This is a genomic window from Colwellia sp. BRX8-5 (assembly GCF_014077325.1).
Taxonomy (GTDB): Bacteria; Pseudomonadota; Gammaproteobacteria; order Enterobacterales; family Alteromonadaceae; genus Colwellia_A.
In genome coordinates, this window is the sequence record NZ_JACGVR010000002.1 from 264,139 (window position 1) to 291,102 (window position 26,964).

Annotated in this window: 22 protein-coding genes; 11 read left to right on the forward strand and 11 right to left on the reverse strand. The window is 39.2% G+C overall.

The genetic code is table 11. The annotated features are described in order from the left end of the window. Nucleotides 1–255 precede the first annotated feature (255 nt). On the reverse strand, nt 256–2,277 hold the full coding sequence (rep, locus tag H4J62_RS02705) for a DNA helicase Rep (protein WP_070375388.1): 2,022 nt from the start codon (nt 2,275–2,277) through the stop codon (nt 256–258). A 186-nt stretch (nt 2,278–2,463) separates the two neighbouring features. On the opposite strand from rep, the gene H4J62_RS02710 reads away from it, so the two are divergent. Next, nucleotides 2,464–2,712 carry a ubiquinone biosynthesis accessory factor UbiK gene (locus H4J62_RS02710; RefSeq protein ID WP_070375387.1) on the forward strand — a complete coding sequence of 83 codons (249 nt, stop codon included), beginning with the start codon at nt 2,464–2,466 and terminating at the stop codon, nt 2,710–2,712. A 60-nt stretch (nt 2,713–2,772) separates the two neighbouring features. On the opposite strand, the gene H4J62_RS02715 is transcribed toward H4J62_RS02710, so the two are convergent. The 8 genes from H4J62_RS02715 to ilvG all read right to left on the reverse strand — a co-directional run bounded on the left by H4J62_RS02715 (nt 2,773) and on the right by ilvG (nt 12,941). Beyond that, nucleotides 2,773–3,495 carry a helix-turn-helix domain-containing protein gene (locus H4J62_RS02715; protein ID WP_182214588.1) on the reverse strand — a complete coding sequence of 241 codons (723 nt, stop codon included), beginning with the start codon at nt 3,493–3,495 and terminating at the stop codon, nt 2,773–2,775. A gap of 209 nt (nt 3,496–3,704) precedes the next feature. After that, nucleotides 3,705–4,475, reverse strand: coding sequence for a response regulator (locus tag H4J62_RS02720; RefSeq protein ID WP_070375385.1), 771 nt, complete (start codon nt 4,473–4,475; stop codon nt 3,705–3,707). 235 nt (nt 4,476–4,710) lie between these two features. Continuing rightward, nucleotides 4,711–6,144 (reverse strand): DUF418 domain-containing protein, encoded by a 1,434-nt coding sequence (locus H4J62_RS20285; protein ID WP_259364914.1) that lies wholly within the window; start codon nt 6,142–6,144, stop codon nt 4,711–4,713. Between the two features lie 137 nt (nt 6,145–6,281). Continuing rightward, nucleotides 6,282–7,853: a threonine ammonia-lyase, biosynthetic gene (ilvA, locus tag H4J62_RS02730; protein WP_070375384.1), complete on the reverse strand. Its 1,572-nt coding sequence runs from the start codon at nt 7,851–7,853 to the stop codon at nt 6,282–6,284. 35 nt (nt 7,854–7,888) lie between these two features. Beyond that, the gene (gene ilvD / locus H4J62_RS02735; RefSeq protein ID WP_070375383.1) at nt 7,889–9,751 is read right to left on the reverse strand and encodes a dihydroxy-acid dehydratase; all 1,863 of its coding nucleotides are present in this window, start codon (nt 9,749–9,751) and stop codon (nt 7,889–7,891) included. A gap of 236 nt (nt 9,752–9,987) precedes the next feature. Then, a complete protein-coding gene (locus H4J62_RS02740) occupies nt 9,988–10,914 on the reverse strand; it encodes a branched-chain amino acid transaminase (protein ID WP_070375382.1) in 927 nt (308 codons plus the stop codon). A 115-nt stretch (nt 10,915–11,029) separates the two neighbouring features. Beyond that, nucleotides 11,030–11,275: an acetolactate synthase 2 small subunit gene (gene ilvM, locus H4J62_RS02745; protein WP_070375381.1), complete on the reverse strand. Its 246-nt coding sequence runs from the start codon at nt 11,273–11,275 to the stop codon at nt 11,030–11,032. A gap of 1 nt (nt 11,276) precedes the next feature. Beyond that, a complete protein-coding gene (gene ilvG / locus H4J62_RS02750; protein WP_070377107.1) occupies nt 11,277–12,941 on the reverse strand; it encodes an acetolactate synthase 2 catalytic subunit in 1,665 nt (554 codons plus the stop codon). Nucleotides 12,942–13,442: 501 nt separating this feature from the next. On the opposite strand from ilvG, the gene H4J62_RS02755 reads away from it, so the two are divergent. Further along, entirely contained in the window at nt 13,443–14,966 is a 1,524-nt protein-coding gene (locus H4J62_RS02755; protein WP_182214590.1) for a YifB family Mg chelatase-like AAA ATPase, read from the forward strand. 123 nt (nt 14,967–15,089) lie between these two features. Here the strand turns inward: H4J62_RS02755 and ilvY are convergent, their stop codons facing one another. After that, complete coding sequence (gene ilvY / locus H4J62_RS02760) at nt 15,090–15,968, reverse strand: HTH-type transcriptional activator IlvY (RefSeq protein ID WP_070375379.1); 879 nt, start codon at nt 15,966–15,968, stop codon at nt 15,090–15,092. A 199-nt stretch (nt 15,969–16,167) separates the two neighbouring features. Here ilvY and ilvC point away from each other — a divergent pair, with 199 nt between their 5' ends. The 3 genes from ilvC (at nt 16,168) to H4J62_RS02775 (ending at nt 18,775) form a co-directional block, all read left to right on the forward strand. After that, nucleotides 16,168–17,652 (forward strand): ketol-acid reductoisomerase, encoded by a 1,485-nt coding sequence (ilvC, locus tag H4J62_RS02765; RefSeq protein WP_182214592.1) that lies wholly within the window; start codon nt 16,168–16,170, stop codon nt 17,650–17,652. Nucleotides 17,653–17,776: 124 nt separating this feature from the next. Continuing rightward, on the forward strand, nt 17,777–18,094 hold the full coding sequence (locus H4J62_RS02770; protein WP_070375377.1) for a pyrimidine/purine nucleoside phosphorylase: 318 nt from the start codon (nt 17,777–17,779) through the stop codon (nt 18,092–18,094). 285 nt (nt 18,095–18,379) lie between these two features. After that, nucleotides 18,380–18,775, forward strand: a complete 396-nt coding sequence (locus H4J62_RS02775; protein ID WP_182214593.1) for a Fis family transcriptional regulator — start codon at nt 18,380–18,382, stop codon at nt 18,773–18,775. A 30-nt stretch (nt 18,776–18,805) separates the two neighbouring features. Here the strand turns inward: H4J62_RS02775 and proB are convergent, their stop codons facing one another. Continuing rightward, the gene (gene proB, locus H4J62_RS02780) at nt 18,806–19,903 is read right to left on the reverse strand and encodes a glutamate 5-kinase (protein ID WP_182214595.1); all 1,098 of its coding nucleotides are present in this window, start codon (nt 19,901–19,903) and stop codon (nt 18,806–18,808) included. 420 nt (nt 19,904–20,323) lie between these two features. On the opposite strand from proB, the gene H4J62_RS02785 reads away from it, so the two are divergent. The 6 genes from H4J62_RS02785 (at nt 20,324) to H4J62_RS02810 (ending at nt 26,710) form a co-directional block, all read left to right on the forward strand. Next, complete coding sequence (locus H4J62_RS02785; protein WP_182214597.1) at nt 20,324–21,226, forward strand: acyltransferase; 903 nt, start codon at nt 20,324–20,326, stop codon at nt 21,224–21,226. A 115-nt stretch (nt 21,227–21,341) separates the two neighbouring features. After that, complete coding sequence (locus tag H4J62_RS02790; RefSeq protein WP_182214599.1) at nt 21,342–22,487, forward strand: site-specific integrase; 1,146 nt, start codon at nt 21,342–21,344, stop codon at nt 22,485–22,487. An 11-nt stretch (nt 22,488–22,498) separates the two neighbouring features. Then, the gene (locus H4J62_RS02795) at nt 22,499–24,139 is read left to right on the forward strand and encodes a hypothetical protein (protein WP_182214601.1); all 1,641 of its coding nucleotides are present in this window, start codon (nt 22,499–22,501) and stop codon (nt 24,137–24,139) included. After that, nucleotides 24,136–26,043, forward strand: coding sequence for a tyrosine-type recombinase/integrase (locus tag H4J62_RS02800; protein WP_259364913.1), 1,908 nt, complete (start codon nt 24,136–24,138; stop codon nt 26,041–26,043). The genes H4J62_RS02795 and H4J62_RS02800 overlap by 4 nt, the downstream gene beginning before the upstream one ends. Before the next feature lie 63 nt (nt 26,044–26,106). Continuing rightward, nucleotides 26,107–26,316, forward strand: a complete 210-nt coding sequence (locus H4J62_RS02805; RefSeq protein WP_182214602.1) for a hypothetical protein — start codon at nt 26,107–26,109, stop codon at nt 26,314–26,316. Next, on the forward strand, nt 26,309–26,710 hold the full coding sequence (locus tag H4J62_RS02810; protein WP_182214604.1) for a TetR family transcriptional regulator: 402 nt from the start codon (nt 26,309–26,311) through the stop codon (nt 26,708–26,710). The genes H4J62_RS02805 and H4J62_RS02810 overlap by 8 nt, the downstream gene beginning before the upstream one ends. Nucleotides 26,711–26,964 lie beyond the last annotated feature (254 nt).

Sequence of the window (26,964 nt, forward strand, 5' to 3'; positions counted from 1 at the left end):
AAAGACTTATCAGCTTTTATTAAGTTAGAGGTCGAACTTTGTGTAGATTAATTATAATGAAATACAAAACATTAACTGTTCAGTTTTTGTATTTCATTTGTTTAACTTTGTAAGATTATTTTAATTTTCATGGCTAATTGTTAATAAAAAATAACGCCTCATTGAAGCAAAGAGGCGTTATTTTATAATCATTAATGGCGGGCTTAATTGAAATTTTTTGTTTTAGTTACCTTTAGCCAAAACATAAAAAAGTACTTATTTATTTTTATTCTTGAGCATATCACGCAAATTCGCCACACCCATTTTAGTGGTTTTGTCTTTGTGCTCTTGGCTTTTTTTAGTTTCTGTTAGCTCCCAACTTAAATCGTCTTGCGGTAATTCGTGTAAAAATCGACTCGCTTCGGTGCGAGAAACTTCACCATATTGTCGGCGCTCTTTGGCATAAGTAAAAATTAATTCACGTTGCGCACGGGTAATTCCCACATAAGCCAATCGACGCTCTTCTTCAACGTTACCTTCGTCCATACTTGTTTGGTGTGGCAATAAACCTTCTTCCATGCCAATCAAGAAGACATAAGGAAATTCTAGCCCCTTAGAAGCGTGTAGTGTCATTAATTGTACTTGGTCAGCATCGTCTTCATCTTCGCCACGTTCCATCATATCGCGCAAGGTTAAGCGGGTTACAATGGCTGGCAATAACATAGGCTCTTCTTCATCATCCCCTTCAAGCATATTAGTTACCCAACTAAAAAGTTGCGTAACGTTTTTCATGCGCATTTCTGCTGCTTTTGGGCTAGGCGAAGTGTCGTACAGCCAGTCTTCATAATTTATTTCACGGATCATCGCTCTAAGCACGGCAGGCGTATCACCTCGCTCCGCGTGATCGCCAGTTTCAACTAACCAACGAGTAAACCTTTGCACATGTACTAAACCACGACCGGTTAAATGCTGTTCAAGCCCCAACTCAAAACTAGCGGCGAACATACTGATTTGCCGCATATTGGCGTAATTACCCAGTTTTTCTAGTGTCGTGGGTCCAATTTCTCTGCGTGGTACATTAACTATTCTTAGGAATGCATTGTCATCATCCGGGTTCACCAAAACACGTAAAAATGCCATCATGTCTTTAATTTCGCTGCGTGAGAAAAATGAAGTCCCACCGCTGATCTTATAAGGAATACGGTTAAGCATTAATGCTTTTTCTAATAAGCGCGATTGATGATTACCACGATATAAGATCGCATAATTTTTAAATTTACTTTTGTTTAAGAACTTATGACCAATTAATTCACCGACCACTCGCTCAATTTCATGCTCTTCATTTTTTGCTTGAATAACGCGCAGTTCAACGCCATAAGCCAACTCACTAAACAACGCTTTGTCATAAACATGAGGGTTGTTCGCGATTAAAGTATTGGCACACTTAAGAATACGACCACTTGAGCGGTAATTTTGTTCTAACTTAATCAACTTAAGTTGCGGAAAATCTTCTCCAAGTAAAACAAGATTTTGCGGTTTTGCACCACGCCATGAATATATAGATTGATCGTCATCACCAACAACCGTTAACAAGGCCCGTTCACCCGCGATTAATTTTACTAACTCATATTGGCTGGCATTGGTATCTTGATATTCATCAACCAGTAAGTATTGAATTTTTTTCTGCCAGCGTGCTTTAACGTCAGGAAAGTTTTTTAACAACAAGGTAGGGATTAAGATTAAGTCATCGAAATCAAGCGCGTTATAGGCCTTCATATGTTTTTGATAGAGCTGGTAGAATTCAGCAAACATCGTGGTGTCTGCATCACCAGCCATTTTTATCGCGGAATCAGGTAACATTAAGTCATTTTTCCAATTGGAAATCATGCTCTGTAATTTACTCAGTAAATCTTTATCACCATCAAGCTCATCATGTGTTAATTCTTTTAATAAAGACAACGTGTCTTGGTCGTCAAATAAAGTAAAACCGGGTTTATAACCTAAGGTTTTAATTTCTTTACGAATAATATCAAGACCCAGCGAGTGAAAAGTCGAAACGGTGAGACCTCGCGTTAAACTTTTGTCCATCATCTTAATCACACGTTCTTTCATTTCTCGTGCGGCTTTATTGGTAAAGGTTACTGCCGCAATATTACGAGCTTTGTAATCACATTTTTCAATAAGATAAGCAATTTTCTTACAGATAACCCCTGTTTTACCACTACCCGCGCCGGCTAAGACTAAGCAGGGGCCAGTAACATATTTTACCGCTTCATTTTGTCCGGGGTTAAGTTTCATAGTGTTCAGTTTTTCAGATAATTAGATTTTCAGGGCGATGATTTTACCTTGTTTGCTCTATATCGTATATACCCGCGCACAGGTCAAACTCTACATTGTTAAATATCTTGTAGTTAATAAATTAGCCATTGGCAAAACCATTAAATACATTACAATGAGCTCATTGATGAACTAAGGATAATGATTATGTTTAACGCTAAAAAGATTGAAGAAATCGCCAAACAAGTTTCTGATGCAATTCCACCTAAATTCAAAGATATAGCTGCAGATATTGAAGAAAAAACCAAAGTGGTGTTACAACGAAAATTAACACAGCTTGACGTAGTTTCTCGTGAAGAGTTTGATGTTCAAACACAAGTATTATTAAAAACACGTCAGAAACTGGCTGAGTTAGAAAATAAGCTCGCTGAAATCGAAACTAAGTTAGCTGAATAAAGTCACAAATAGCGATAAGTTATTATCGGTACAACTAACTTATCGCTTCTAAGAGTATGACTAAGTGACTATTTTATATATACGCCGCTCTAAAATAAAGCCCATAATTCCCATGAAAAACAAGAATACACCCGCTATTCGTAGCCATGCATTTATTGGCTGAGCAATCATTTTTTCACTATCAGCACGATAAAGCCGAAGACCTTTTGGTAATGTTACTACATAGTTTTTCCCTAAGAATTTCTCAGACAATATGAATTTTTCGTCCTTACGTTGTGTCATCTCCATCTTCTTTTTATAGTAAAGCTGGTTTTTTACATCTTCTCGCGGGATCATCTTCTCCCAATCATCAAATATATCTTTTGGCTCTCCCGCTAAAACAACGCCTTGAGAATAGTATCCAAACTGTACCTCTGGAAACAATATTTTACTTTGTCCGACATAGAATAAAGTAAGCGCAAGGACAATCAGTGCACTGCATATATAAAGATAACGCCTTTGATTTAACATTTGTGATTGCTGTTGCTGCTTTAACCAATGCTCTATATCAGGTATTTGCTTAAGCTGAGACTCAGCGTAGCGTCTGTCGAATGCAGCTATAAAATCAGCTAAAGATAACTCATAAGCGGCTAATAACCTTCTAAAAATATCATTTGATGGCATTGACTTATCATTTTCTAACTTTGATAAATAAGATTGCTCTATTCCCGTTAAATCAGCTAAATCAGGCTGACTTAATGCTTTTTCATTTCTAAGTTTTTTTAACTGTTCACCAAGCGTCATTTGCTTTTCCTTTTTAGATTAAGTATTAAAATGCCGTCGACAGCAGACTTATTCTTGGTTATTCCTGCAATAATATAAAGGTGAATATTTAAGAATATTGTTGAATATAGAAATGTTGTTAGGGTTATTTGACATAAATGTTTATTGTCATTGCTTACCCATAAAAAAGCAGCCACCGGCTGCTTTTTTATTTTAAGGATAAACTTAATTTAATTGATATCTTTTAGTTTCTCAATATATTGTAGCTTCTCAATATTTAGCATAACGCGGCAATAGAATTCTTCGGGACAAAAAGGTTTTCGTAGAAAATCATCGGCACCATTTTTAATGAATCGTGCTGATTGAAAACTCTTTTCTGAACTCGCTACCGCTATAATGATTAACTCATTAATTGGGTGTTTGGCTCTAATTTTATGTACTAATTCTAAGCCACTCACCCCGGTTAAATCTTGCTCAAGGATCACAATTTTTATATCTGGTTGCTCCTCAAGCTTTTTAATTGCTTTGGTACCATCTTCAACATCATAAACTGTAAAGTTTCTTCGTTTAAGTAACTGACAAACATGATTTCTTGAGGCTAAAGAATCATCAACGACTAAAACACCAATTTTTGGGTTATGAAGTTGACCATGAAGGATTCGAAGTAAGTAATGATAAGCCTGAGCATTCGTTTTTGTAATGTAATCAATAATGGGTTGGTTAAGTAATTTCTTATGTGTAGCGTCATCAATTCGGCCCGTCATGATAATACTGGGAATATTGTGTTGAACAATATAGGGAACAACTTCACCATTAGGCGCATCAGGTAAACCATAATCAAGCGTCGCTAAGAAAAAACTATGCTCTTGGGCGAGCAACACTTTAACATGAGCAAAGGTGTGAGCGATGGTCACGGAATATCCTAAGGAAACAGCAATTTTTTCAATAACTAGCGCAATTGACTTACTGTCCTCAACAACGAGCAATCTTTTTTGGGTCATATAAAACTCACTCGCATTAGTAAAACTTAATTATAAATTACTATACCTGAGAGTTTCACTAAGTAAACTTATATTACCCGGTGGCTCTTCTTTGCTTAACTGCTTCTGCTAAACAAAGAGAATTGTCGTCATTAAAGTAAACAATAAAACAAGTTAATCTATCTTCTTTATGTAACAAGCAGCCAATGGCTGCTTGTTAACTTTTAAAGGTAAACTCGCTTAAATCTACCGCAGGTTACAACTTCATTGGCTGCATTTGTTTATAGGTTAGGCTACGCCATAACCATTCCATGGGACCAAAGCGGTAGCGGTTTAACCACCATTTAGATAATATTATTTGAGTCACTATAATGGCTATAACAATAAGCATTTGCGGTGCTCTTGATATCTCACCGTATTGCCCTCCCGCATAACCATAAAAGATACTCGTTAAAATAACTGAGTGCATTAAATAATTGGTTAATGCCATTTGCCCCATGGGTGAAAATGCGACAAAAAACTGCTGCCACTTTTGTTTGTTTAACGCACAAACAACGAGACCTAAATATCCTGCCGAAAGTAAATATTGGCCGATATAAAAAAGTGTTTGCCCAACACCTTGCAGCACGACTGAAATAGCTGCGGCAGGGTGTTGAATAATTAAGATGCTAGCAACATTTAATGGAATACCAACGCATAAACCGACTTTAGCCAAGAGACTAAAAAATTTATGATGCTCTTGGTGTTTGGTTATTTTTTCTGTCACCACCAGCCAAAAACCTAAGATAAATATTGGTATTAAAACGAACAACGACATAATAGGCGTGAACATCAACATAAATCCCAGAAAGCCAAGCCGGTATTCTGTAGCTTGCCAATAACTATTTTGCATAAAGGCACTATCTTCTTCAGCAATATCCGCCTGTAATGCTTTACGTTGCTCAATAGTTTCAGCAATAGTGATTTCTCTCAGTTCTTCATCGGTAAGTATAGCTTCTTCAGCACTAGACTCTTCACTATCAATAGCATCGTTCTTTTCTAATATAACATCAGTATTTGTCAGTAATTGCTGTTCAACTGCTGTATATATATCAAGGTCGTTTTGCCATATTTCTTGATACTTAGACTCGTTAAAAACCATGCCCAATATAGAACCCAAAAAACTCACCAGAAAAAGAGGGATCATTAGCCACATTAAGGCTAGTTTTAAATAAGCTTTTGGGTCTTCTGTTTTTTTATAGGTAACCCAAGCTAATAGGATTAAACCCGCGATAGCGTACTGGTGTAAAATATCACCGCCCCATAAAAAAATCATATGGGCTATACCGATGAGCAGCAATACCAACATACGACGAACAAACCAAGCACCAAAGGGTCGACCTGCATCTTTGGCACGTAACAACATAACAGCAAAGCCCATTCCAAAGATAAGGGCAAATAATTTATAAAATTTACCTTCAACAAAACAACGAATTAACCAACCAATTGCATGGTCAATACCAGTTAATGTTGTATCGTGTCCGCCTAAAGAAATAATTGCACGGTTAAACCATTCAATATTCATCAATAAAATACCAACGAGAGCTAGGCCGCGTAAAATATCTAAGGCATCAACACGTTTATGTTTATCCAAGGGTTTTAACTTAGAGGGGGGTATTACCGATTCATCTTCTTGGCTTACTTGCATCATGAATTGTCCATATAGTTTTTATGGATATAGAATAAACTAATTTTTCTGCAATTGAAAAGTATAAAATATAAGAAGCCACTTCAATTAAAGTGGCTTTAGTATATGATCAGTAAAGGTTATTTAAATAATCGCTCGATTTAATTTAAAAATGCTTGATAGGCTTTATTTTCGGTTTCTTCTTGCCACTCATAACCTAAATCTTTTAGATGATTAAAAAAGGCAAGCTGGTCATCATTCTTCACTTCAAAGCCAGCTAATACTTGACCGAAAGCCGCACCATGATTACGGTAATGAAATAAAGTAATATTCCAATGCTCACCTAAGGTATCTAAGAACTTTTCCAATGCGCCTGGATATTCAGGAAACTGAAAACGAAAAATACGCTCTGGCGTTGGTGAAGAGTTTTGGCCACCAATCATATAGCGGACATGAAGTTTAGCTAATTCGTTATCAGTAAGATCTGTTGCTCGATAATCTCTTTTAGTTAACTGCGACAGTAAGTGATTTCGATCATCTTCACCACTGGTTCTAACACCTACAAAAATATTAGCACTTTTATGGCTGCCATCGGCTTTTGTTGCATAACGGTAATTAAACTCAGTGATCACTCGTCCATCTAAGGCATGACAGAAGGTTCTAAAACTACCTTTCTTTTCTGGAATTTTTACTGCGAGCACCGCTTCTTTTTGCTCACCTAATTCACATCGCTCTGAAATATATCGTAACGTGTGAAAATTCATATTAGCGCCAGACAGAATAGCAACTAATGCTTCATCTCCAGCACTGGTTTTACAATACTTCTGTAAGCCCGCCAGTGACAATGCGCCAGCAGGTTCTGAAATCACGCGCGTCTGTTCAAAGATGTCTTTGATAGAAGTACAAATTTCATCGGTTGTTACCGTGATCACGTCATCGCAATAATGTTTAATGACATTGAAGGTGTTTTCACCAATCCTCTTTACGGCAACCCCATCAGCAAACAGTCCCACTTGTTCTAAGTCGACCGGTTTACCGGCTTCCATAGCGGCTTTCAAGCAAGCAGAGTCTTCTGCTTCAACACCGATAACTTTTATATTGGGTCGTAGTTGCTTTAAATAAACCGACATACCTGCTAGTAAACCGCCACCACCGACTGGAACAAAAACAACGTCAATTTTTGGGTGCTGCTGTAAAAGTTCTTTGGCAACCGTGCCTTGTCCAGCGATAATATCGATATCATCAAAAGGAGGAACTATTGTTTTATTTTCATCTCGGGCAAAATCTAATGAAGCAACTTGCGCTTCATTGAAACTTTTACCGACTAAACGCACTTCGGCGCCAAAACGACGTACATTATCAACTTTTATATCAGGTGTTGTTATTGGCATAACAATCGTGGCTTTAATACCGAGCTTATTTGCTGCAAGTGCCAAGCCCTGAGCATGATTACCGGCAGAAGCGGCAATCACCCCATGAATACACTGCTCTTCAGTTAAATTAACAAGCTTATTATAAGCACCACGGATCTTAAAAGAATGAACCGGTTGCTGGTCTTCACGTTTAAGGAAAATTTGATTGCCTAAACGTGATGACAACTTAGTTAATGATGTTAATTCACTTTCTATAGCAACATCATAAACGGGTGCCAATAGAATTCTTCGTAAATAGTCGAGCCCTTGTTCTTGAGTTTCTTTCGCAAGCACTAAAGCTTGCTGTTCAGCTTCAGTCATTATATTTATTCCAAAAGGTCATCAAGAAATTCACCTTACGCCCCAACTAAACCGTCAAGTAAATCACGGTTACGTACAGCACCTTTGTCAGCACTTGTTGCTAACATTGCGTAATTTTTCAAGGCATAGCTAATTGGGCGTACACGGTTAAGTGGTTTCCAAGCATCCTTGCCTTTTGCTTCCATGTTAGTGCGACGTTCAGCTAAAACTGCTTCGCTGACGTTTAATGTAATATCGCGATTAGGAATATCGATATGAATAATGTCACCTTGTTCAACTAAGGCAATCATACCGCCACTGCCAGCTTCAGGAGAAACATGGCCAATAGATAAACCAGAAGTACCACCAGAGAAACGGCCATCGGTTAATAAGGCACATTCTTTACCTAACCCCATAGATTTTAAGTAAGTGGTTGGGTAAAGCATTTCTTGCATACCAGGACCCCCTTTAGGGCCTTCGTAACGAATAACAACCACTTCGCCAGCAACAACCTTGCCCGCTAAAATACCTGAAACCGCATCATCTTGGCTTTCAAAAACATGAGCTGGACCGGTAAAGACTAAATTATCATCTGATACACCCGCCGTTTTAACAACACAACCATCAGGGGCAATATTACCGGCTAATACCGCTAAGCCACCCTCTAATGAATACGCGTGTTCAAGTGAACGTATACAGCCGTTTTCACGATCGTCATCAACAGTATCCCAACGACAATCTTGACTAAAAGCTTTCGTGGTACGAATGCCTGCGGGGCCTGCACGGAAAAAGTCGATCACGCTTTGGTCTTTAGTTAACGTTATATCGTATTTTTCAAGCATTTCATCAAGTGTTAAACCCAGTACGTTTTTGATGTCCATGGTTAATAAATTAGCTCGAGCTAATTCACCTAAAATTGCAATGACACCACCAGCGCGATGTACGTCTTCCATATGGTATTTAGGTGTAGAAGGAGCAACTTTACATAACTGCGGGACAACTCTTGATAAGCGATCCATATCTTTCATGGTGAAATCAATATCGGCTTCTTGCGCAGCAGCGATTAAATGCAACACGGTATTTGTTGAACCACCCATAGCAATATCTAAACAAGTGGCATTTTCGAACGCCGCTTTGTTAGCAATATTACGTGGTAACGCCGACTCGTCATTTTCTTGATAGTAGCGCTTAGTTAATTTAACAATTTCTTTACCCGCGTTTAAGAACAGTTGTTCACGGTCAGCATGGGTTGCAAGCATTGAACCGTTACCCGGTTGTGCTAAACCTAACGCTTCTGCTAAACAGTTCATTGAATTTGCGGTAAACATACCCGAACAAGAGCCACAAGTAGGACAAGCCGAACGTTCAACTTGGTCACTTTGCGCGTCAGAGACTTTTGGGTCAGCACCTTGGATCATCGCATCAACAAGGTCAAGTTTGATAATTTGGTTAGAAAGCTTAGTTTTACCAGCTTCCATTGGACCACCGGAAACAAAAATCACTGGAATATTTAAGCGCATAGCCGCCATTAACATACCCGGCGTGATTTTGTCACAGTTTGAAATACAGACCATAGCATCAGCACAATGCGCATTAACCATATATTCAACCGAATCGGCAATTAAATCACGCGAAGGTAAACTGTAAAGCATACCGCTGTGACCCATGGCAATACCATCATCAACCGCAATGGTATTAAATTCTTTAGCGACACCACCCGCTTTTTCAATAGCGCCGGCAACAAGCTGTCCCATATCTTTTAAATGAACATGACCGGGTACAAACTGAGTAAAGGAGTTAACAACCGCAATAATTGGTTTGCCAAAATCATTATCCGTCATTCCTGTTGCGCGCCATAAAGCACGAGCCCCAGCCATATTACGGCCTTGAGTAGAAGTTGCAGATCTTAATTTAGGCATGATATTTACATTCCAATTGATAATGTGAATTAATATTGTGAAAAATTTTATTTTGAAAGCTACTGTTCCAAGAAGCTCTTAAAATAAAACCTTATCGGTTTTATTTATAGTTTACGGTGATAGCAACTCTTCAACATTTGCCACTTTAGCAAAGAAGGCGTAACGGGCTTATCGCGAGAAGCGAGTATTGCCGATGCCGATAAAGTGGTAATGACAACGAGTTGCTTTTATTACCGCTATTTAACAGGATCTAACCAATTATCAGGAACAGTAGTCGTTCCGTTGAAAATACCAAAAAATGCTTCTTGAATAGCTTTAGTGATCGGTCCACGGGTACCATTACCGACAAGCATTCCGTCCACTGATTTTACTGGTACAACTTCCGTTGCTGTGCCACACATAAAGAACTCATCAACTAAGTACAATGACTCACGAGAAATTGGCTCTTCACGTACTTCATAACCCAATTGTTCTGCAAGAAAAAATACAGTATCGCGGGTTAAACCTTGTAAAATCGAAGCCGTTCCAGGAGGGGTATAAAGAATACCTTTGCGGATCAAAAATAAGTTTTGACCGGCTCCTTCACTAACCATATTATTGATATCAAGTGCGACACCTTCAGCATAACCATGACGAGCAGCTTCAGCTGAAATCAGTTGTGATGAAAGGTAATTACCACCGGCTTTTGCTGCTGTTGGCATAGTGTTAGGTGCTAATCGATTCCAACTTGACACTCCAACTTCTACACCATTCTCAATAGCATCAGCGCCTAGGTAAGCTTCCCAACTAAATGCAGCAATCATTACATCAGCTTTTGCATCAATAGGTGGACGTAACCCCATACCGATATCACCCAAAAAAGCCAACGGACGTAAGTAAGCAGAAGCTAAACCATTTTCAGCAACGGCATCTTTACAGGCTTGAACAATTTCTTCTTGGGTAAAAGGGATATTCATTCGATAGATTTTTGCTGAATCAAATAAACGTTTAATATGTTCTTCTAAACGAAAAATACACGTACCTTTATGAGTATCATAAGCACGGATACCTTCAAATACCGAGGAACCATAATGCAAAGCGTGACTCATTACATGCACGGTAGCATTTTTCCAAGGCATGAGTTCACCATTAAACCAAATTAGTTCTGCATTTACTTTAGCCATTTTTCTTCCTAATTTATAATATTTTTAACGAGTTAGCTGTAGTTTAATTACCCAACCAACTCTGAATTTTTATGGGTGCTTGTTGCGCAATTATTATAACTGGTTATGAGCGACATTACTTCGTGGTATTTTTGTCTACCTTGACGTCTTTGATATCAATCAGTTTATTAATTTGATCAACTAAAAGTGAAATAGGTCGCTCACTTCGCACCATTAATTCTATAGTGCCGATATTTGTACCGGTATTAACTCGCGCCTTAATGCCTTCGATTAGGAAGCCTCGGTAGCGGGTGACTTGTAAAATACGCTCTAACACCACTTGCTTATCATCAGCCTTTATACGTAATTGATAATGATTCATCTTAAGTACTCTCCATCATTTTATCATTGGCTGTATTGGGTGGAACTAGTGGCCAAACATTATCTGCGGCATCTATTTTAACTTGTAAAAGATAAGGCCCGTTATGCGCTAACATCTCTTCAATCGCCTCAGAAACCTCTGCCTTAGAGCTTATCTGTTTAGCTTTAATGTCAAATGCATTTGCAAGCATGACAAAATCAGGGTTATCAGAAAGATCTGTTTCACTTAAACGTCCATCAAAAAATAAATCTTGCCATTGGCGGACCATACCTAATTTGGCATTATCAATGAGGACAATTTTTACCGGTAACTGAAAACGCTTTATTGTTGAGAGTTCTTGCACATTCATCATGATAGAGCCATCGCCTGAAACAGTAATAATACAATCTGTTGGTCGGCTAACTTGTGCACCGATCGCGGCAGGTAAGCCAAAGCCCATGGTGCCCATTCCAGCACTGGTTAAAAAGTTACTAGGGTGATCAAATGACATATGCTGTGCCGCCCACATTTGATGTTGACCAACATCAGTGGTAACACAACTGTTTAGCGGCATTTTATCGCTCAACTCTTTAAGTACCGCTGGTGCAAAAATAGTGCTGCCAGGATGATTATAATCCCAAGAAAAATCAGCTTTCATTTGCTGACATTTTTGTTGCCAACTTTTGATTTCTAAAGGAATCGATAAGGCAGGTAAATTAGTTTTTAAATCACCTAAGATCGCTGAATCAGCGGCTCGGCGTTTATTAATCTCGGCTGTATCTATATCAAAATGAATAACTTTCGCATGGGGCGCAAACTCAGTTAATTTCCCAGTAACTCGGTCATCAAAACGTGCACCAACAACCACCAATAAATCACTTTCTTGTACCGCTAAGTTTGCCGCTTTAGTGCCGTGCATGCCTAACATGCCAAGATAGTTTTCATTATTAGGCGAAATAGCACCTAAACCTTTTAATGTTGAAACACTCGGTATATGGGTAATATCAATAAAATCGCGTAATTCATCGACCGCGTTTGCCATACCTACACCGCCACCCACATACAAAACAGGCTGTTTTGCATGACAAAGCATAGCGATTGCAGAACCAACATTAGCCGGTGGTAAATTAACTTTATTTTTCAAGGTTGAAACTACACTGCCTTGGCTAACCACATGCGCAATTTGAATGTCTTTTGGGATATCGACAAGAACAGGACCTTGTCTCCCTTCCAATGCTATAGCAAAGGCTTGATGTAAAACTTTTTCAAGATCATTAATATCTGTTACCTGAAAAGAATGCTTAGTACAGGCGAGTGATAAACCAAAAATATCGATTTCCTGAAAAGCATCAGAGCCCATCACCGAAGTAGCAACTTGTCCAGTTATGGCAACAATAGGAATTGAATCGGCAAGGGCGTCAGCAAGGCCAGTAATTAAATTAGTTGCCCCCGGTCCAGAAGTCGCAAAACAAACCCCTACTTTACCGGATGCTCTTGCATAACCTACTGCTGAAAATGCCGCACCTTGCTCATGACGACACAAGAAGTGTTGGATGTCACTGTCGGTAAGTGCATCATAAATTGGCATTATAGCGCCACCAGGATAACCAAAAACATGCTCAACACCGTGCTGCTGAAGTACGTCAAAAAGTAATGAACCGCCTGTTTGTTTCTTTTCACTTGTCATCTTTTTTTTAACCCACCCAACTGAATACATTTTGCATAACCGTTAGTTTGAGCTTTCTCCTTTGCGCTGAGTTGGTATGATTTATTGATATAAAATATTGATATTAAAACTGACCATCATTATTTTCATCTTTATCTATAAAAAAACCCCCGTTCCTTTCGGAGCGAGGGTTTGTTTTTTGCTTTAGTTTTTCTTAGCTCAACAAACAACCTCGCGATGATTTAATAATCACCACGACGAGAATGTTAATAATCACTGAACTAAATTTTTGCATGTTTATTCAATTACCTTGATTCTTTATAAAAACAAAATGAAAAACTTTTAAATTTGTTGACTATTGCGCTGCCTATTTAAATTAGTACCATAGCTCTAATATTAAGTGCAAGTTTTTTTACTAGCGTTTTTTAATTGAAATAAATAATTTAGTTATATGATGCGTTAGCACTTTAGATAAATCCTGCCTAAACTTAACTTACAGGATGCTAACTAAATGGATTTGTTATGAGCTTAGCTTGTATTTATAGCAGAGCCCGGGTTGGGCTTGAATCTCCCCTTGTCACTGTCGAAGTGCATTTAGCCAATGGACTGCCGGTATTTAATATTGTCGGTTTACCAGAAACCTCGGTACGTGAATCAAAAGATCGGGTGCGCAGCGCTATCATCAATTGTGGTTATCAGTTCCCCGCAAAGCGAATTACCATAAATCTAGCCCCTGCTGATTTACCTAAAGAAGGAGGTCGCTTCGACTTACCGATAGCGCTTGGTATTTTGGTTGCCAGTAAGCAACTGCCTAATACAGATTTAAGCCAATATGAGTTTGCTGGCGAACTTGCGCTTTCCGGTGAATTGCGTGAAATTATTGGTGAAATTCCAATGGCAATTGCTTGCGCTAACGCTAAAAGAACCTTAGTTATTCCTAAACAAAATGCTGAACAAGCGAGTTGGGTTAAGCAGGCCAATATTTTATCAATAGAACATTTAAGTCAATTATACCCACACTTTTTAAAGCAACGCTCGCTACCTTTGGTGTCTGCAAAAGCAGTAGAGCATTATCAAGTGCCTACTAGTAAAGACATTGCTGATGTTATTGGCCAACCACTGGCAAAAAGAGCTCTAGAAATCTCCGCTTGTGGCGCGCACAATCTACTTTTTATTGGGCCACCCGGTACGGGCAAAACCATGCTAGCGAGCCGTTTACCTGGAATATTACCACCAATGAGCGAAAGTGAAGCGTTAGAGGCTGCAGCTATCGCTTCGATTAGCCATCAAAAAATCAATCATAAATCTTGGTTAACTCGCCCCTTTCGCGCTCCCCATCATACGGCTTCTTCTGCGGCACTGGTTGGTGGTGGCAGCCAACCACAAGCGGGAGAGATTTCATTGGCGCATAATGGCGTATTATTTCTGGATGAATTACCAGAATTTGCTCGTAAAGTGCTCGATGTTTTACGTGAACCCATGGAATCAGCCGAAGTTACCATTTCTAGAGCAATGTACAAACAAACCTTTCCAGCAAAATTTCAATTAGTAGCTGCGATGAATCCTAGCCCAACCGGATTTTACAATGATAACCGCAGCACACCTGAACAAGTGCTACGCTATTTAAATCGCCTATCGGGGCCTTTTCTTGACCGAATTGACATTCAAATTGAGGTGACCCGTTTACCCAAGGGTATGTGGGCAAAGGATGATCATAACAATGAAAGTTCTGCGCAAATACAGAAAAGGGTTGCGCTGTGTAGAGAATTACAATTACAGCGGCAAGGGAAAGCAAATGCTCACTTAGGGAGTGCTGAAACACGGATATTTTGCAAACTGAGTACTGATGAGCATGAGTTTTTAGAGCTTGCCGTTGAAAAACTTGGTTTGTCTACCCGCGCCCACCATAAAATATTAAAGATAGCGCGCACCTTGGCAGACATGAATAGTATTGAAGATATTCAACATGAACATATCATTGAAGCGCTGTCTTATCGCGCAATGGACCGATTACTGAGACACCTAACCGATGCTGTTTCTTTTTAACCGGACATCACAATTAATAAGATTAAAGTCGTCATATTGAATATATCTGGCATTAGTATCTGATCAAAAAGCCTTCTAGCCAATAACAATGGCTATTCTCTAGCGATAAAGCGGTTGCTGAGACTATTTAATTGCCTCAAAGAAGGCTTTGACTAAGGTTTGTTCTCGACTTTGGTTTAAACAACAAATGCCGAGGTCGAACGGCTCAATATCACCAACATTTTGTAAATATTGAACCCGGTCTTTTACCGGGCTATTTTCAACAACAACTTTTGGTGCCATGCCGACACCACAACCTAAAGCAACCATGCTAACAAGCGCTTCATGACCCGAAACTGTTGCATAAATATTGGGTTTACCTTGTTGCTTTTTACGATACCAAAGTTCAAAACGCTTACGCGCCGCACCATGCTCAGCTAAAATAATCGGTACTTCAGACCAAATAATTGTTTCGTCTTGTAATTGTTGCTGAACTCGACAAGCCATCGTTGGTGCAATAACGGCCAACGGCACAGTAGCAATATGCTGAAAATAAAACATTCTTGATAAGCTTTCAGGTTTTACACCAAAAGCAAAATCTACCAACTTTTGCTGTACTTGGTCAAAGGCATCAGCAGCATCACCGGTCGTTAATACAATTTCAACTAGCGGGTGTTGTTGGCGAAAGCGTTCCAATAGCGGTGGTAAATGACTATAAGCGGCAGTAACAGAACAATAAATGTGAAGTTTACCCTGTAGTTCAGCCTGCTTTTGGTCGAGCGACAATTGCAATAATTGCCATTGTTCAAGTTGCTGTTCGGCATATTTATAAAATAACATGCCTGCTTCAGTTAACACGACTGAACGATTATCACGATGTAATAGCAAACAACCTAACTGATCTTCCAGCCTTTGAATAATTCGACTTAAGGTAGAAGTACTGACATGGTGCGCTTCAGCTGTTTTCCCAAAATGAAGACTGTGGGTTAAATGCACAAACATTTTTAACGATTTAAGATCCATTATTTACTCTTACCATTCATTGACAACATTTTACCCACCAATCGTTGCACTTTATGCAACACTACCTTGCGAATATATCATTTTAAGCAACATTAATCTTGCGCTATGATAACTCCATCGTCGGAAAGACCGATAAAGCCATTAAATAATCACATCGCCAGCATTACGTTGAGTCGATTTGAGACAAAAGGATAACCCAATGAGCAATTATTTTAACACCTTAAGTTTACGCGAAAAATTAGGTCAGTTAGGCAAATGTCGTTTTATGCAGCGTGAAGAATTCAGCGATGGCTGTAATTTTATTAAAGACTGGAATATTGTCATTGTCGGTTGTGGCGCGCAAGGGCTAAACCAAGGTTTGAACATGCGTGATTCAGGTTTAAATATCTCTTACGCATTACGCGAAGCTGCCATTTCATCAAAACGTCAATCTTGGCAATGGGCGACAGAGAACGGTTTTACCGTAGGTACATACGCAGAATTAATACCACAAGCTGACTTAGTGCTTAATTTAACACCAGACAAGCAACATACCTCTGCTGTTACTGCTGTTATGCCTCATATGAAACAGGGTTCAACTTTAGCCTACTCACACGGTTTTAATATCGTTGAAGAAGGTATGAAAATTCGTGAAGATATCACTGTAGTCATGGTTGCACCTAAATGTCCGGGTACTGAAGTACGTGAAGAATACAAACGTGGTTTTGGTGTACCTACTTTAATTGCTGTTCACCCTGAGAATGATCCACAAGGTAACGGCTTAGCAATAGCTAAGGCTTACGCATCAGCTACTGGTGGCGATCGTGCCGGCGTACTTGAATCATCATTTATTGCTGAAGTGAAGTCTGACTTAATGGGCGAGCAAACTATTTTATGCGGCATGTTGCAAACCGCTGCAGTACTTGGCCATAAGCAGTTAGTTGCGCAAGGTATGGATGCTGCGTATGCACGTAAGCTATTACAATACGGCATTGAAACAACAACGGAAGGCTTAAAGCATGGCGGTATTACCAATATGATGGACCGTTTATCAAACCCTGCTAAAGTTAAAGCGTTTGATATGTCTGAAGCATTAAAAGTCATCTTACGTCCGTTATTTGAAAAACATATGGACGACATTATCGAAGGTCGCTTCTCTTCCACTATGATGGAAGATTGGGCAAATGATGATGTGAACTTATTAAAATGGCGTGAAGAAACAGCTGAGTCTTCTTTTGAAAAAGCAGCTGATTGCGACATTGAAATTACCGAACAAGAATACTACGACAAAGGCATCTTTGTGGTTGCTATGGTAAAAGCCGGTGTTGAACTAGCCTTTGAAGCTATGGTTGCTGCGGGTATCATTGAGGAGTCAGCGTATTACGAGTCATTACACGAAACACCGTTAATTGCTAACTGTATTGCCCGTAACAAATTGTACGAAATGAACGTAGTCATTTCAGATACCGCTGAATACGGTAACTATTTATTTACCCATGCTGCACAACCTTTACTTAGCGATTTCGCCAGCAAATTGTCACTTGAAGAATTAGGTGAAGGCTTAAAAGAAAGCTCTAATGGTGTTGATAACGTACGCTTAATTGAAGTTAACGAAGCAATTCGCAGCCATGGTGTCGAAAGCGTAGGTAAAAAATTACGTGGTTACATGACAGATATGAAACGCATTGTAGAGTCAAATCAATAAAATAAAACGAGCGTTGTAGGTCACTAAAGGTAAACACTTAGGCCAGAGAGTCTAATGGTATTATTTTCTGGCCAGCAAGTGCTACACTGCAGCGCTTTATTTTATATCAAAGAGGAAAATTATCATGACAGAATTAAAGAATGTAACACTGACCAAGGCCGCTAATGTTTATTTTGACGGTAACGTAACTAGCAGAAAAGTAACGCTAGCAGATGGTTCAGTAGTAACCTTAGGCATTATGATGCCTGGCGAGTATACCTTTGCTACGGCAGAAAAAGAATTGATGGAAATTATCGCTGGTGAGGTTGAAATATTATTACCTAATGAGACGCAATGGCAAAGCATTTCTGCAGGTGGACACTTTTATGTCGACGCCGATGCTAAATTTGATATCAAAGTAAAAACGTTAGCTGATTATTGCTGTTCTTATATAGCAGCATAAAGCCACATCTATTGGCTGTAACAGTACCTCCGAAGATAATGGAGGTGCTTATCATTAGCTTAAGTCACCCTTATCGACAAAAACTCACTGATACCTTAAAAGTGACACCTTCTTAAAACGGACTTCGACATTTAACGTTAAGTTATCATTATAATTTAACTCGCTCTTGCCGATAACCGCTAAACCTTATTTAACACCTCGCCACTAAAAACATTGCTGATTTACTATCAATAATACTCATTTAATGAAAAAATCATCTTTAATAGCCATTGCTGAATATAAATAATGAAACTCAATAAAACCACGCAAAAAATCGATAATAATGTTTGTAAAGCACTTAAATTAGCCTGCGAAGACTTCACTAACGAAGTTGATGGTTTCTGTTGGTTAACCCACCGTGCTAATTACACTAATTTTCCCGCAAGTTTAGTGGTGACCTGTATTTTCGATATCGATGCAGAAGTGATTGCAGCGAAAGAACAAAAAGTTGATGATCACTTGCGTGATGTCATTCAAAAGCAGTTACTCAAAGTGGGTATTGTCTTAAAAAACGTTCGCCACAATGTCCATTTAGATAGTGAAGAGTCTTGCTTACGTGACCATAGTGGTCAATGGCCTGAACGTCTAAAATTAAGAGTGACTAAGCAAAAGCCAACACAAAGTAAACAGTTTGGCCGCTAGAGCCTCAGTTAATTACCCCGTTACCTAGCCTTATAAAACAACCATATCATCACGATGAATAATCACTTTACTGGGACAACAGCCTAATAAAGTGATTATCTGTTCACTATTACACCCCATAATACGCAACAAATCTCGTTGACTGTATTGGCAAATACCTTTAGCAATCAGCTTTTTAGAATGTGCGTCAATAATATCAACAGACTCTCCAGCGACAAAGTCACCGTCAACTTGATTGACACCTGAGGGTAATAGCGAAGCACCTTCATTAACCACAGCATGCACTGCACCCGCATCAAGATGTACTTTTCCACTGCTTTTTAAGGTATGTTTTAACCAGTGTTTGCGTGCTTTTGTCGCCGCTTGTTTGGCACTAAAATGTGTACCTGGGTTTTCACCTTTTAATATCTGTTGAAAAACTTCACTACGACTACCATTTAAAATATAAGTCTCTATGCCATTTTCAACCGCTTTTTCGGCGGCCTGAATTTTTGTTTTCATACCACCGGTGGCAATAACGTTATTTGTTGTTCCAGCCATGGCATGAATTTCAGCGGTAATTTCGTGAATTTCAGGGAGTAACCTTGCCTTAGGGTTTTCACGCGGGTCTTGATCATAAACACCGTCGATATCGCTTAAGATGAATAAGCAGTCAGCCTCACTCACTAAAGCGACTAAGGCGGCTAAATTATCGTTATCACCGACTTTCAATTCATCGGTCGCGACCGTGTCATTTTCATTAACAATAGGGATAACACCATTTTCCAATAAAATGCGTAGGGTGTTTTTAATATTGATGTAGCGCTGGCGATCTTTTAAATCTCCATGGGTAATGAGTAACTGACTACAAGGAACATCAAAAAATCGCTGCCAATTCGCCATCATTTTCATTTGCCCAACAGATGCCATCGCTTGTTTAGTGGGAATAGAGGGTACGGGAGAGCCGTGCTTAATTAATTGTCGTCCTGCAGCAACACTGCCCGATGAAACGATAATAATTTCTTTACCTGCCTGTTGGCATTCGGTAATAAAACGAGCAATAGCAAGAATATACTTACCACTACAGCCCTTATTGTCTGGTGCAACTAAAGCACTGCCTACTTTAATTACCGCACGATTAAAATTCATTGTTGTTCCCCTATGATCCAGCCCATAGCATGCCTCGATATGCAGGTAATTTGCAATCAACTTTTTGCCATAATATAGATGAGTTTATCCTTTTTAGCCTGTTGACTTGTTATATCGAATTAATTCGGTATTTATATCCTTTAAAACTTAAGAAATGGCGAGTTACTTAACTTGAAATAACAAGATGGTGTTTTTTACCTCATTCTAAAATATCAATAATAGACGCCTAAAACGCCTTTCTCTGCTAATGATTAACATTAAGCCTAGTTAACTTTCACTCATTTCAACAACTTGATGAATAATCGTTTTCAAACGGTTGTTAATCGTGATTAATTTATTTCACTGTTTTTGCTGAAAATTACTTCAAATCAGATTATGATCGGACATCTATTTATTTTTGTTATATTGAGCAAGTATTCCATGTTGAATTTTTTACCTCCGCTACTTATTCATATTATTTCGCTAACAATTTATACCGTTAATACGCTTTTCTGGTTAATACCTATTATTATATTTTCATTTTGTAAGGCTATTATTCCCTTAACCTTTGCTAAAAAAATATTCAGCTATTTATTAGATCAAATGGCAAGCAATTGGGTGGGTGTTAACACCTTCATTCAAAAGCTCTTTAATAAAACAGAAATTAAGGTAACCGGCTTAGATCAACTAACCATGAAAGAATGGTATTTGGTAGTCTGTAATCACCAAAGCTGGGTTGATATTGTTATCTTGCAGCGAGTCATGCATCGCAAAATTCCTTTTTTGAAATTCTTCTTAAAAAAAGAACTTATTTTTGTGCCTTTTTTAGGCTTGGCTTGGTGGGCCCTCGACTTTCCATTTATGAAGCGTTATAGCCAATCTTTCATTAAAAAGAACCCTCATTTAAAAGGCAAAGACGTTGAAACCACACGTAAAGCTTGTGCTAAATTCAAGCATAAACCCGTCAGTATAATGAACTTTATAGAAGGAACACGCTTCACTAACGAAAAGCACGATAAGCAAAATTCCACTTTTAAACATCTACTTAAACCTAAAGCTGGTGGCATAGGTTTTGTGCTAGAAGCCATGGGCGGCAACTTGCATAAAATAGTCAATGTTACCATTCATTACCCAGAGGGGATCCCTACTTTTAGTGATTTTTTAGCGGGAAAAATTAAACAGGTAAATGTCGATGTAGAGGTTTCAAACATTGGGGATGATCTTGTTGGCGACTATGTGCGCGATCGACATTTTAAAATAAAATTTCAAAAGTGGGTTAATCAATTATGGCTTGATAAAGACCAAAAACTTATCGAGTTTAATAATGATAATACCGCTAAATAACATTGAAATTGAAAAAGGAAACTTAAATGTTATCTAGAGTGCCGAGTGTAACAATTACTTGCATTAACAAATAACTTACCTATACTGGTGTTACGTACAGTAGTATAGGTAAGTAATGATAATAATAAAGAGCACTTCTGACTTTAAGATTAAGGGTTATCCAATACCTGATTTCCCTTTGTTAACTTGGTCTACGAACAATGATATTTTAGGTATTGAAGCTGGAATGCTTTTTAATGAAGGCCTAGAGTTTTTAACTTACGAGTGCCTTAAACGAAGTAGGGTTAAGAGTAAGAAAACATGGGACACCTACGCAAAGCATCTAGTTAGCTTCTTTACCTTTTGTGAAGACAATGACCAAGACTGGAGAGATATTGAAGATGACGGCATACACGAAATGCTACTCGCTGTTTATCGAGACTCTTGCCAAGAAGATTTTTGCATATCATCCAACTCAACCAATCAGCACTTAAGAACCATAGTCAGGTTTTACAGACATGCTGTAGGGCGTGGCTGGGTAAACTCACTTCCTTACTCATTAGAGGATGTAAAGGCTAATCAGAATCAGCATAGTTTCCTTGCTCATACAGTAACTGACGGTGGCATAACAGCTAGTGTTGATATCATGTTAAAGACCAAGAAAACATCCATAAAGTTTTTACAGGTTGAAGAGACGAAAGAACTCCTTAATGCCATTAAAAATCCAACTCTTAAGCTTATGACTAGGCTTTGCTTGCAAACAGGCATTCGCAAGAAAGAGCTTCTGTTATTTCCTCTCGATGTTATCCGCAAACCCAGAGCTGGTGAGCTTCTGTGTAGAGTAGATATTGACCGCACAAAGGGGGAGCATGAGCGAAGCATAGACATACCGCCTAGATTAATGGAAGACCTTTGGCGCTATGTAAACACCACTAGATTTCAGCAAGAAGAAGACTCTGGCGTTAAATCTGAATACTTGTTTTTAACATCATCTGGTGAAGAATGGGAAGCTGACGGCGACGGGTTTAATAAAGCACTAAAGGCTTTGAAACTACCTTTTAAAGTTAACCCACATAAGCTGAGACATACTTACGCAACCCATATGTTAAAAGGGCTGTTAAAGGCAAATAATATCAAGTTCAGCCCATTGATGTATATCCAAGCTAGGCTGGGTCACTCTCAACTCAGCACGACAATGAAATACCTACATTTAGTTAATGACTTATTAGACGATGTTACCATCGAATATCAAGACGCTATTAACGAACTTGAAGCAGCATAAAGGCAAAGGATATGGCTAGAAAAAAAGACAGGAAAATTAGTGCCGACCGCTTCAAAAAGGTTCACGTCACCGAACCAATGATGGAAGCTGATACTGACCAAGGGGTTGTGCGCCCAATAAACCCTATCATCAACTTTCCAAGTATTGGCTCAAAGGGTGGTAATGGCGCTAACTATAATATGACCAAACACTACGGCAAAGGCTTTGACGACATAACCAATCGAGCGTTCTACACCGTTAAAACACTATTAAACAGTAAAAACGGAACAGAAAAAACTAAAAAGGGTTATTTGAGTGGCGGTTTTAGCGAGCTATCAGATTACCTAGCAATCTGGCATCACACTTTATCTCGGGAGCTTACCCATAAAGACATCACACCTGAATTCATCGAAGGGTTTAGGGGGCACATGCTTGGGGCTGGCAAGGGGTACACCAGCCAGAAGATAGTTTATACATCAGTAAAAGGCTTATTAACCGCGATGCGTAATAACGGTTATTGGCCTATACCCAACGAGGCGTTCAGTGAAATATTCCCTGCAAACCCTTATCCCAACTCCAATAGGCGAGTAAAAGGAGCTAAACCTTTCAGTGAGCATGAGAAGCGCCAACTTGTTGTCGCATTAAAACAAGCTCTAAAGCCTATTTACGCGCCTAACCGTGAAGAACCATTAACAGGCTATGAACTAACCGTCTGCGTGCTTGCAATCGCAATGCAAACGGGCATAAATACCACGCCTTTATTAAATATGACAACGGACTCTCTAAGTGACCATCCCCTTAAGTCAAACCGCAAGCTACTTACCGTCTACAAGGCCAGAGGTAATGCCACACAGTTACACAACTTGCGTAAATCTGAGCAAGTAGAGTTAGTGCAAGGAGTGAAGCTTGATGTGGCGCATATCATTGAAAGAATAACGGCGTTAAACAAGTCTGTGAGGGATAAGTTAGGCTCTAATAGCCTGATTGTTTATCGTCCCACAGGAGGGGCTGGAAACAGCAGAAGAACAACGTCTATTTATGATCGCGCCTTGTCTTATAATATTGCCAAACTAGTAAAGAACTACGAACTTATCGATGAAGATAAGAAAACTATCAAAGTAAACCTAAGCAGGATTCGTAAAACATTTATAAACGGTATTTACGAGCTTTCGGGCGAGAACATACTCATAGCAGCAAAATCGGCTAAGCATAGCGGTACAGGTACGATAGACCATTATTTAGAAGCACCAGAGAAGTCTAAAAGAAACTTAGGGTTGATGGGCGAAATTAGAGTGAAAGAGCTTACAAGTGATACTCAACCCACCCCAACAGGTCGATGTAAAGACCCGATAGATGGTGATAAAGCGCCTAAAAACGGTACAACCTGCGCGGACTTTCTGGCGTGCTTTCGATGCAAGAGTTTCGTTATTACTGGCGATGATTTATACCGTCTATACAGCTTCTATTGGGCAATTGTGCGTAATCGAGACTCATTCGGTCGTAAGGACTGGAAACGTTACTTACGAAATGTGATGAGTGTGATTGATACCGAGGTTGAACCAGCGTTCTTTGAAAAAGGCATGGCTAGCCACCTTCAAGCCGAGCGAGAGCGTGCGAGAGTATCACCACATCCTTATTGGATTAACTTAGATATGCTGAGGGTAGGACAATGATACATGGTCAAGCAGAACTCACTGAACGTGAGTTTGAACAACAACGAGCGACAGTTCCAAGTAGAGACGGTATAGCGCTAAACAGAGCACTACAAGGCTCGTTGACGGGTATTGCAACCTTCATCAAATTAGATAATGGCAACTACCATGTACTTTCTCGATATGAAGACGATGAATGGACGTACCCAGCAAGCGCACGCCCTAGCGGAACGAAAGAATCCCACCGTAAATTAAACTTCTCGACTATTGAAAATAAATCAATGCAGGCCATGGCAAAATGGATCGCTTGGAATAAAAGGAATCAAGGGAATTCTGTAGGCTCGGTTCGAAATGACTTATTAGATGTTAGAGCTTTCTTCTCGTGGGTAAGTGAAACCGATACGCTTAAGGAACTTGGGTTTAACGCATTCAGCGCAAAGGCTTACGTGGCATATGTAAACACGCTAACAGTTAAGCGTAAAGGCAAGTTAAAGCCTTTATCTGTAGGCACAAAGATTAAGAGGTTTTTGGCTGTAGAATACATTTATCAATATTGTAAAGTGTTTGATTTCGTTCACGAACACCCTTGGTTTGAAAGCAGTGCTACGGAGCAAGCAGGTTCAGTGGGTAAGGCCGCAAAAGAGGCCAAAAACAAACCTAAAACCCTGTTAATTCCTGATAACGTATTACTCCCGCTATGTGGGTTTACAAAGGATTTTCTTGACCGAGCTAACGAGTTGTTGGACTTAAGGGATAAGCTAGACGGCTTTACAGCAACGGGAAAGGGTGCATCGCATCAATCAACGCAAAAGCGAACATACCTACAGTCGCTCTCTACTTCGTTTGATAAGCTTGGTGACTTTAATGATGCCTTACTATTGTTGCGAGATAGCTGCCTGTTTTGGATATTACTGACAACAGGAATGCGCATCCATGAAGTGATTGCTATTAAGCGTGGCGCGTACCGCACAGAAACTAAAGACGGTGAAGTGTACTATTACATTGAAACCATATCAGATAAAACATACACAGGCTTAGCAGAATGGATCGCCCCAAAAATTGCCGTTGATGCAATAAATATATTAGAGCGGTATTCAGCCCCGATGCAAGGGCAACTAGAGACTGAGTTAGCACTAGCTAAGATCAATAATGACCACAAAGAAGCTGAAAGTTGCACAACGTTTTTAAACAGGGTTGCCTTAACTCGAATTCAAAAGACTAATAAAGTGAACGTAGTAAGCAGCGATAACGTTACATACCTGCGTCTCCCTAACTTGTGCAAACAAGTGAATGCCGATTGGAATTTATCGTCGCACCAGTTTCGACGTACGTTCGCTAACTACGCGGTACACAGTGAATTAGGTGATTTGCGAGCACTAAAAGACCACTTTAAACACTGGTCGATCACTATGACTGCACTTTATGCGTACAACGATGCTCTTGACCTAGAGTTGTTTGAAGAAATGCTTAAGGAGAAGTATTGGGTTGAAGAGCAAATCAAGTTCGATTGGTTTGACTTAGATTCCCCCATCACTGGGGGCGCAATTGCTGACCGAATCATGCAAGTTAGAGGTGATGAAGAACACATTAAAACCTTTAAAACAAAACGAGACATGATTAAAGCATACTCGGGTAACATTCCAATTCGTTCAACAGGGATTGCCTGGTGCACCAACGACGACGATGGTTGCATGGGTGGAAAGTGCGAAGAATGTGAGTCAGGCATTGTTGACAAGAACAATCAAAAACACTGGGAAGGTATGCTTATTCAGCAATTCGAACTATCCGAAGTGGATGATATTGGGGAGGCTGGACAAGCTGCGGTAGCAAAGGGTATGGAAAGATGTGAAAAGGTTTTAATTTCACTTGGTGTGGATGTGGAATCTATGAAAGTTGATATTCGTAACAATAATCAAGCAGCTTAATTTAACTTACTTAATTTAGCTTGCTTGATTTAAGTAACAACAATCAAAGGGAAGTGTTTTTATATGCCTAAAAAGCAAAAGAAAACAGATAAGCATGACCAAATAAATATGTGTGATGAGTTTGGTTGGAAGCTAGCGCATGGTGGTAAAAGAACTGGCTCTGGAAGACCCAAGGGCGCTATAGAAACTAAGGTTATACGCGTGCCTGTTGAGCTTGTATCGCATGTTAAACAGCTCATAGATGACTATAAAAAAGAGGTTGGCAATGACTAGTCCAGTGAAAGAATCTAAATCACATAAAGCCGTTAGAATGGCGATAGTTAGGATTGAAAATGGAAAGCCTAACGTTATAACTAAAGAGCGTAAAATAAGTGTATCTTCTGTTGCTGAAGAGGCTGGTGTGACTCGTAATACCATTAACCGTGATTGTCCTGATCTACACACTCGTATTCAAGGTCTTATGAATAAAGATGTTAGAGAGCAGCTGAAGCGTAAGCAGCTAGAACTAAACAAGTTCAAAGAGCGCAATAAGGATTTGAGATATGAGGTTGAAGAACTTAAAACGATGCTTTCTCGAATACAATCTAAGAACGCAACGTTGATGCAAGAAAACGATAGATTAAACGCGCAGAAAGCGAAACCCCATAACGTAGTTACCTTGATGTAGTGTGGGAGAGTAATAAAGTTTCATACTCGTAAACAGTCACTGGCTAACATAAACTAAAGCTCACTTTTGCCACAAAGAAGACATTAGCACTAAAAGGCTAAAGTTAATTTCGGATTAGTTTTTGTATCGATAACGCCCCATTAAGATAATGCCGATCAGTTAAGCAATTTATAGCTTGATTAATTTGCTAATGAGATCAAAATCCAGTGATTGATATCACTGGATTTTTTTTATGCAACTTTCTACCGCGCTTT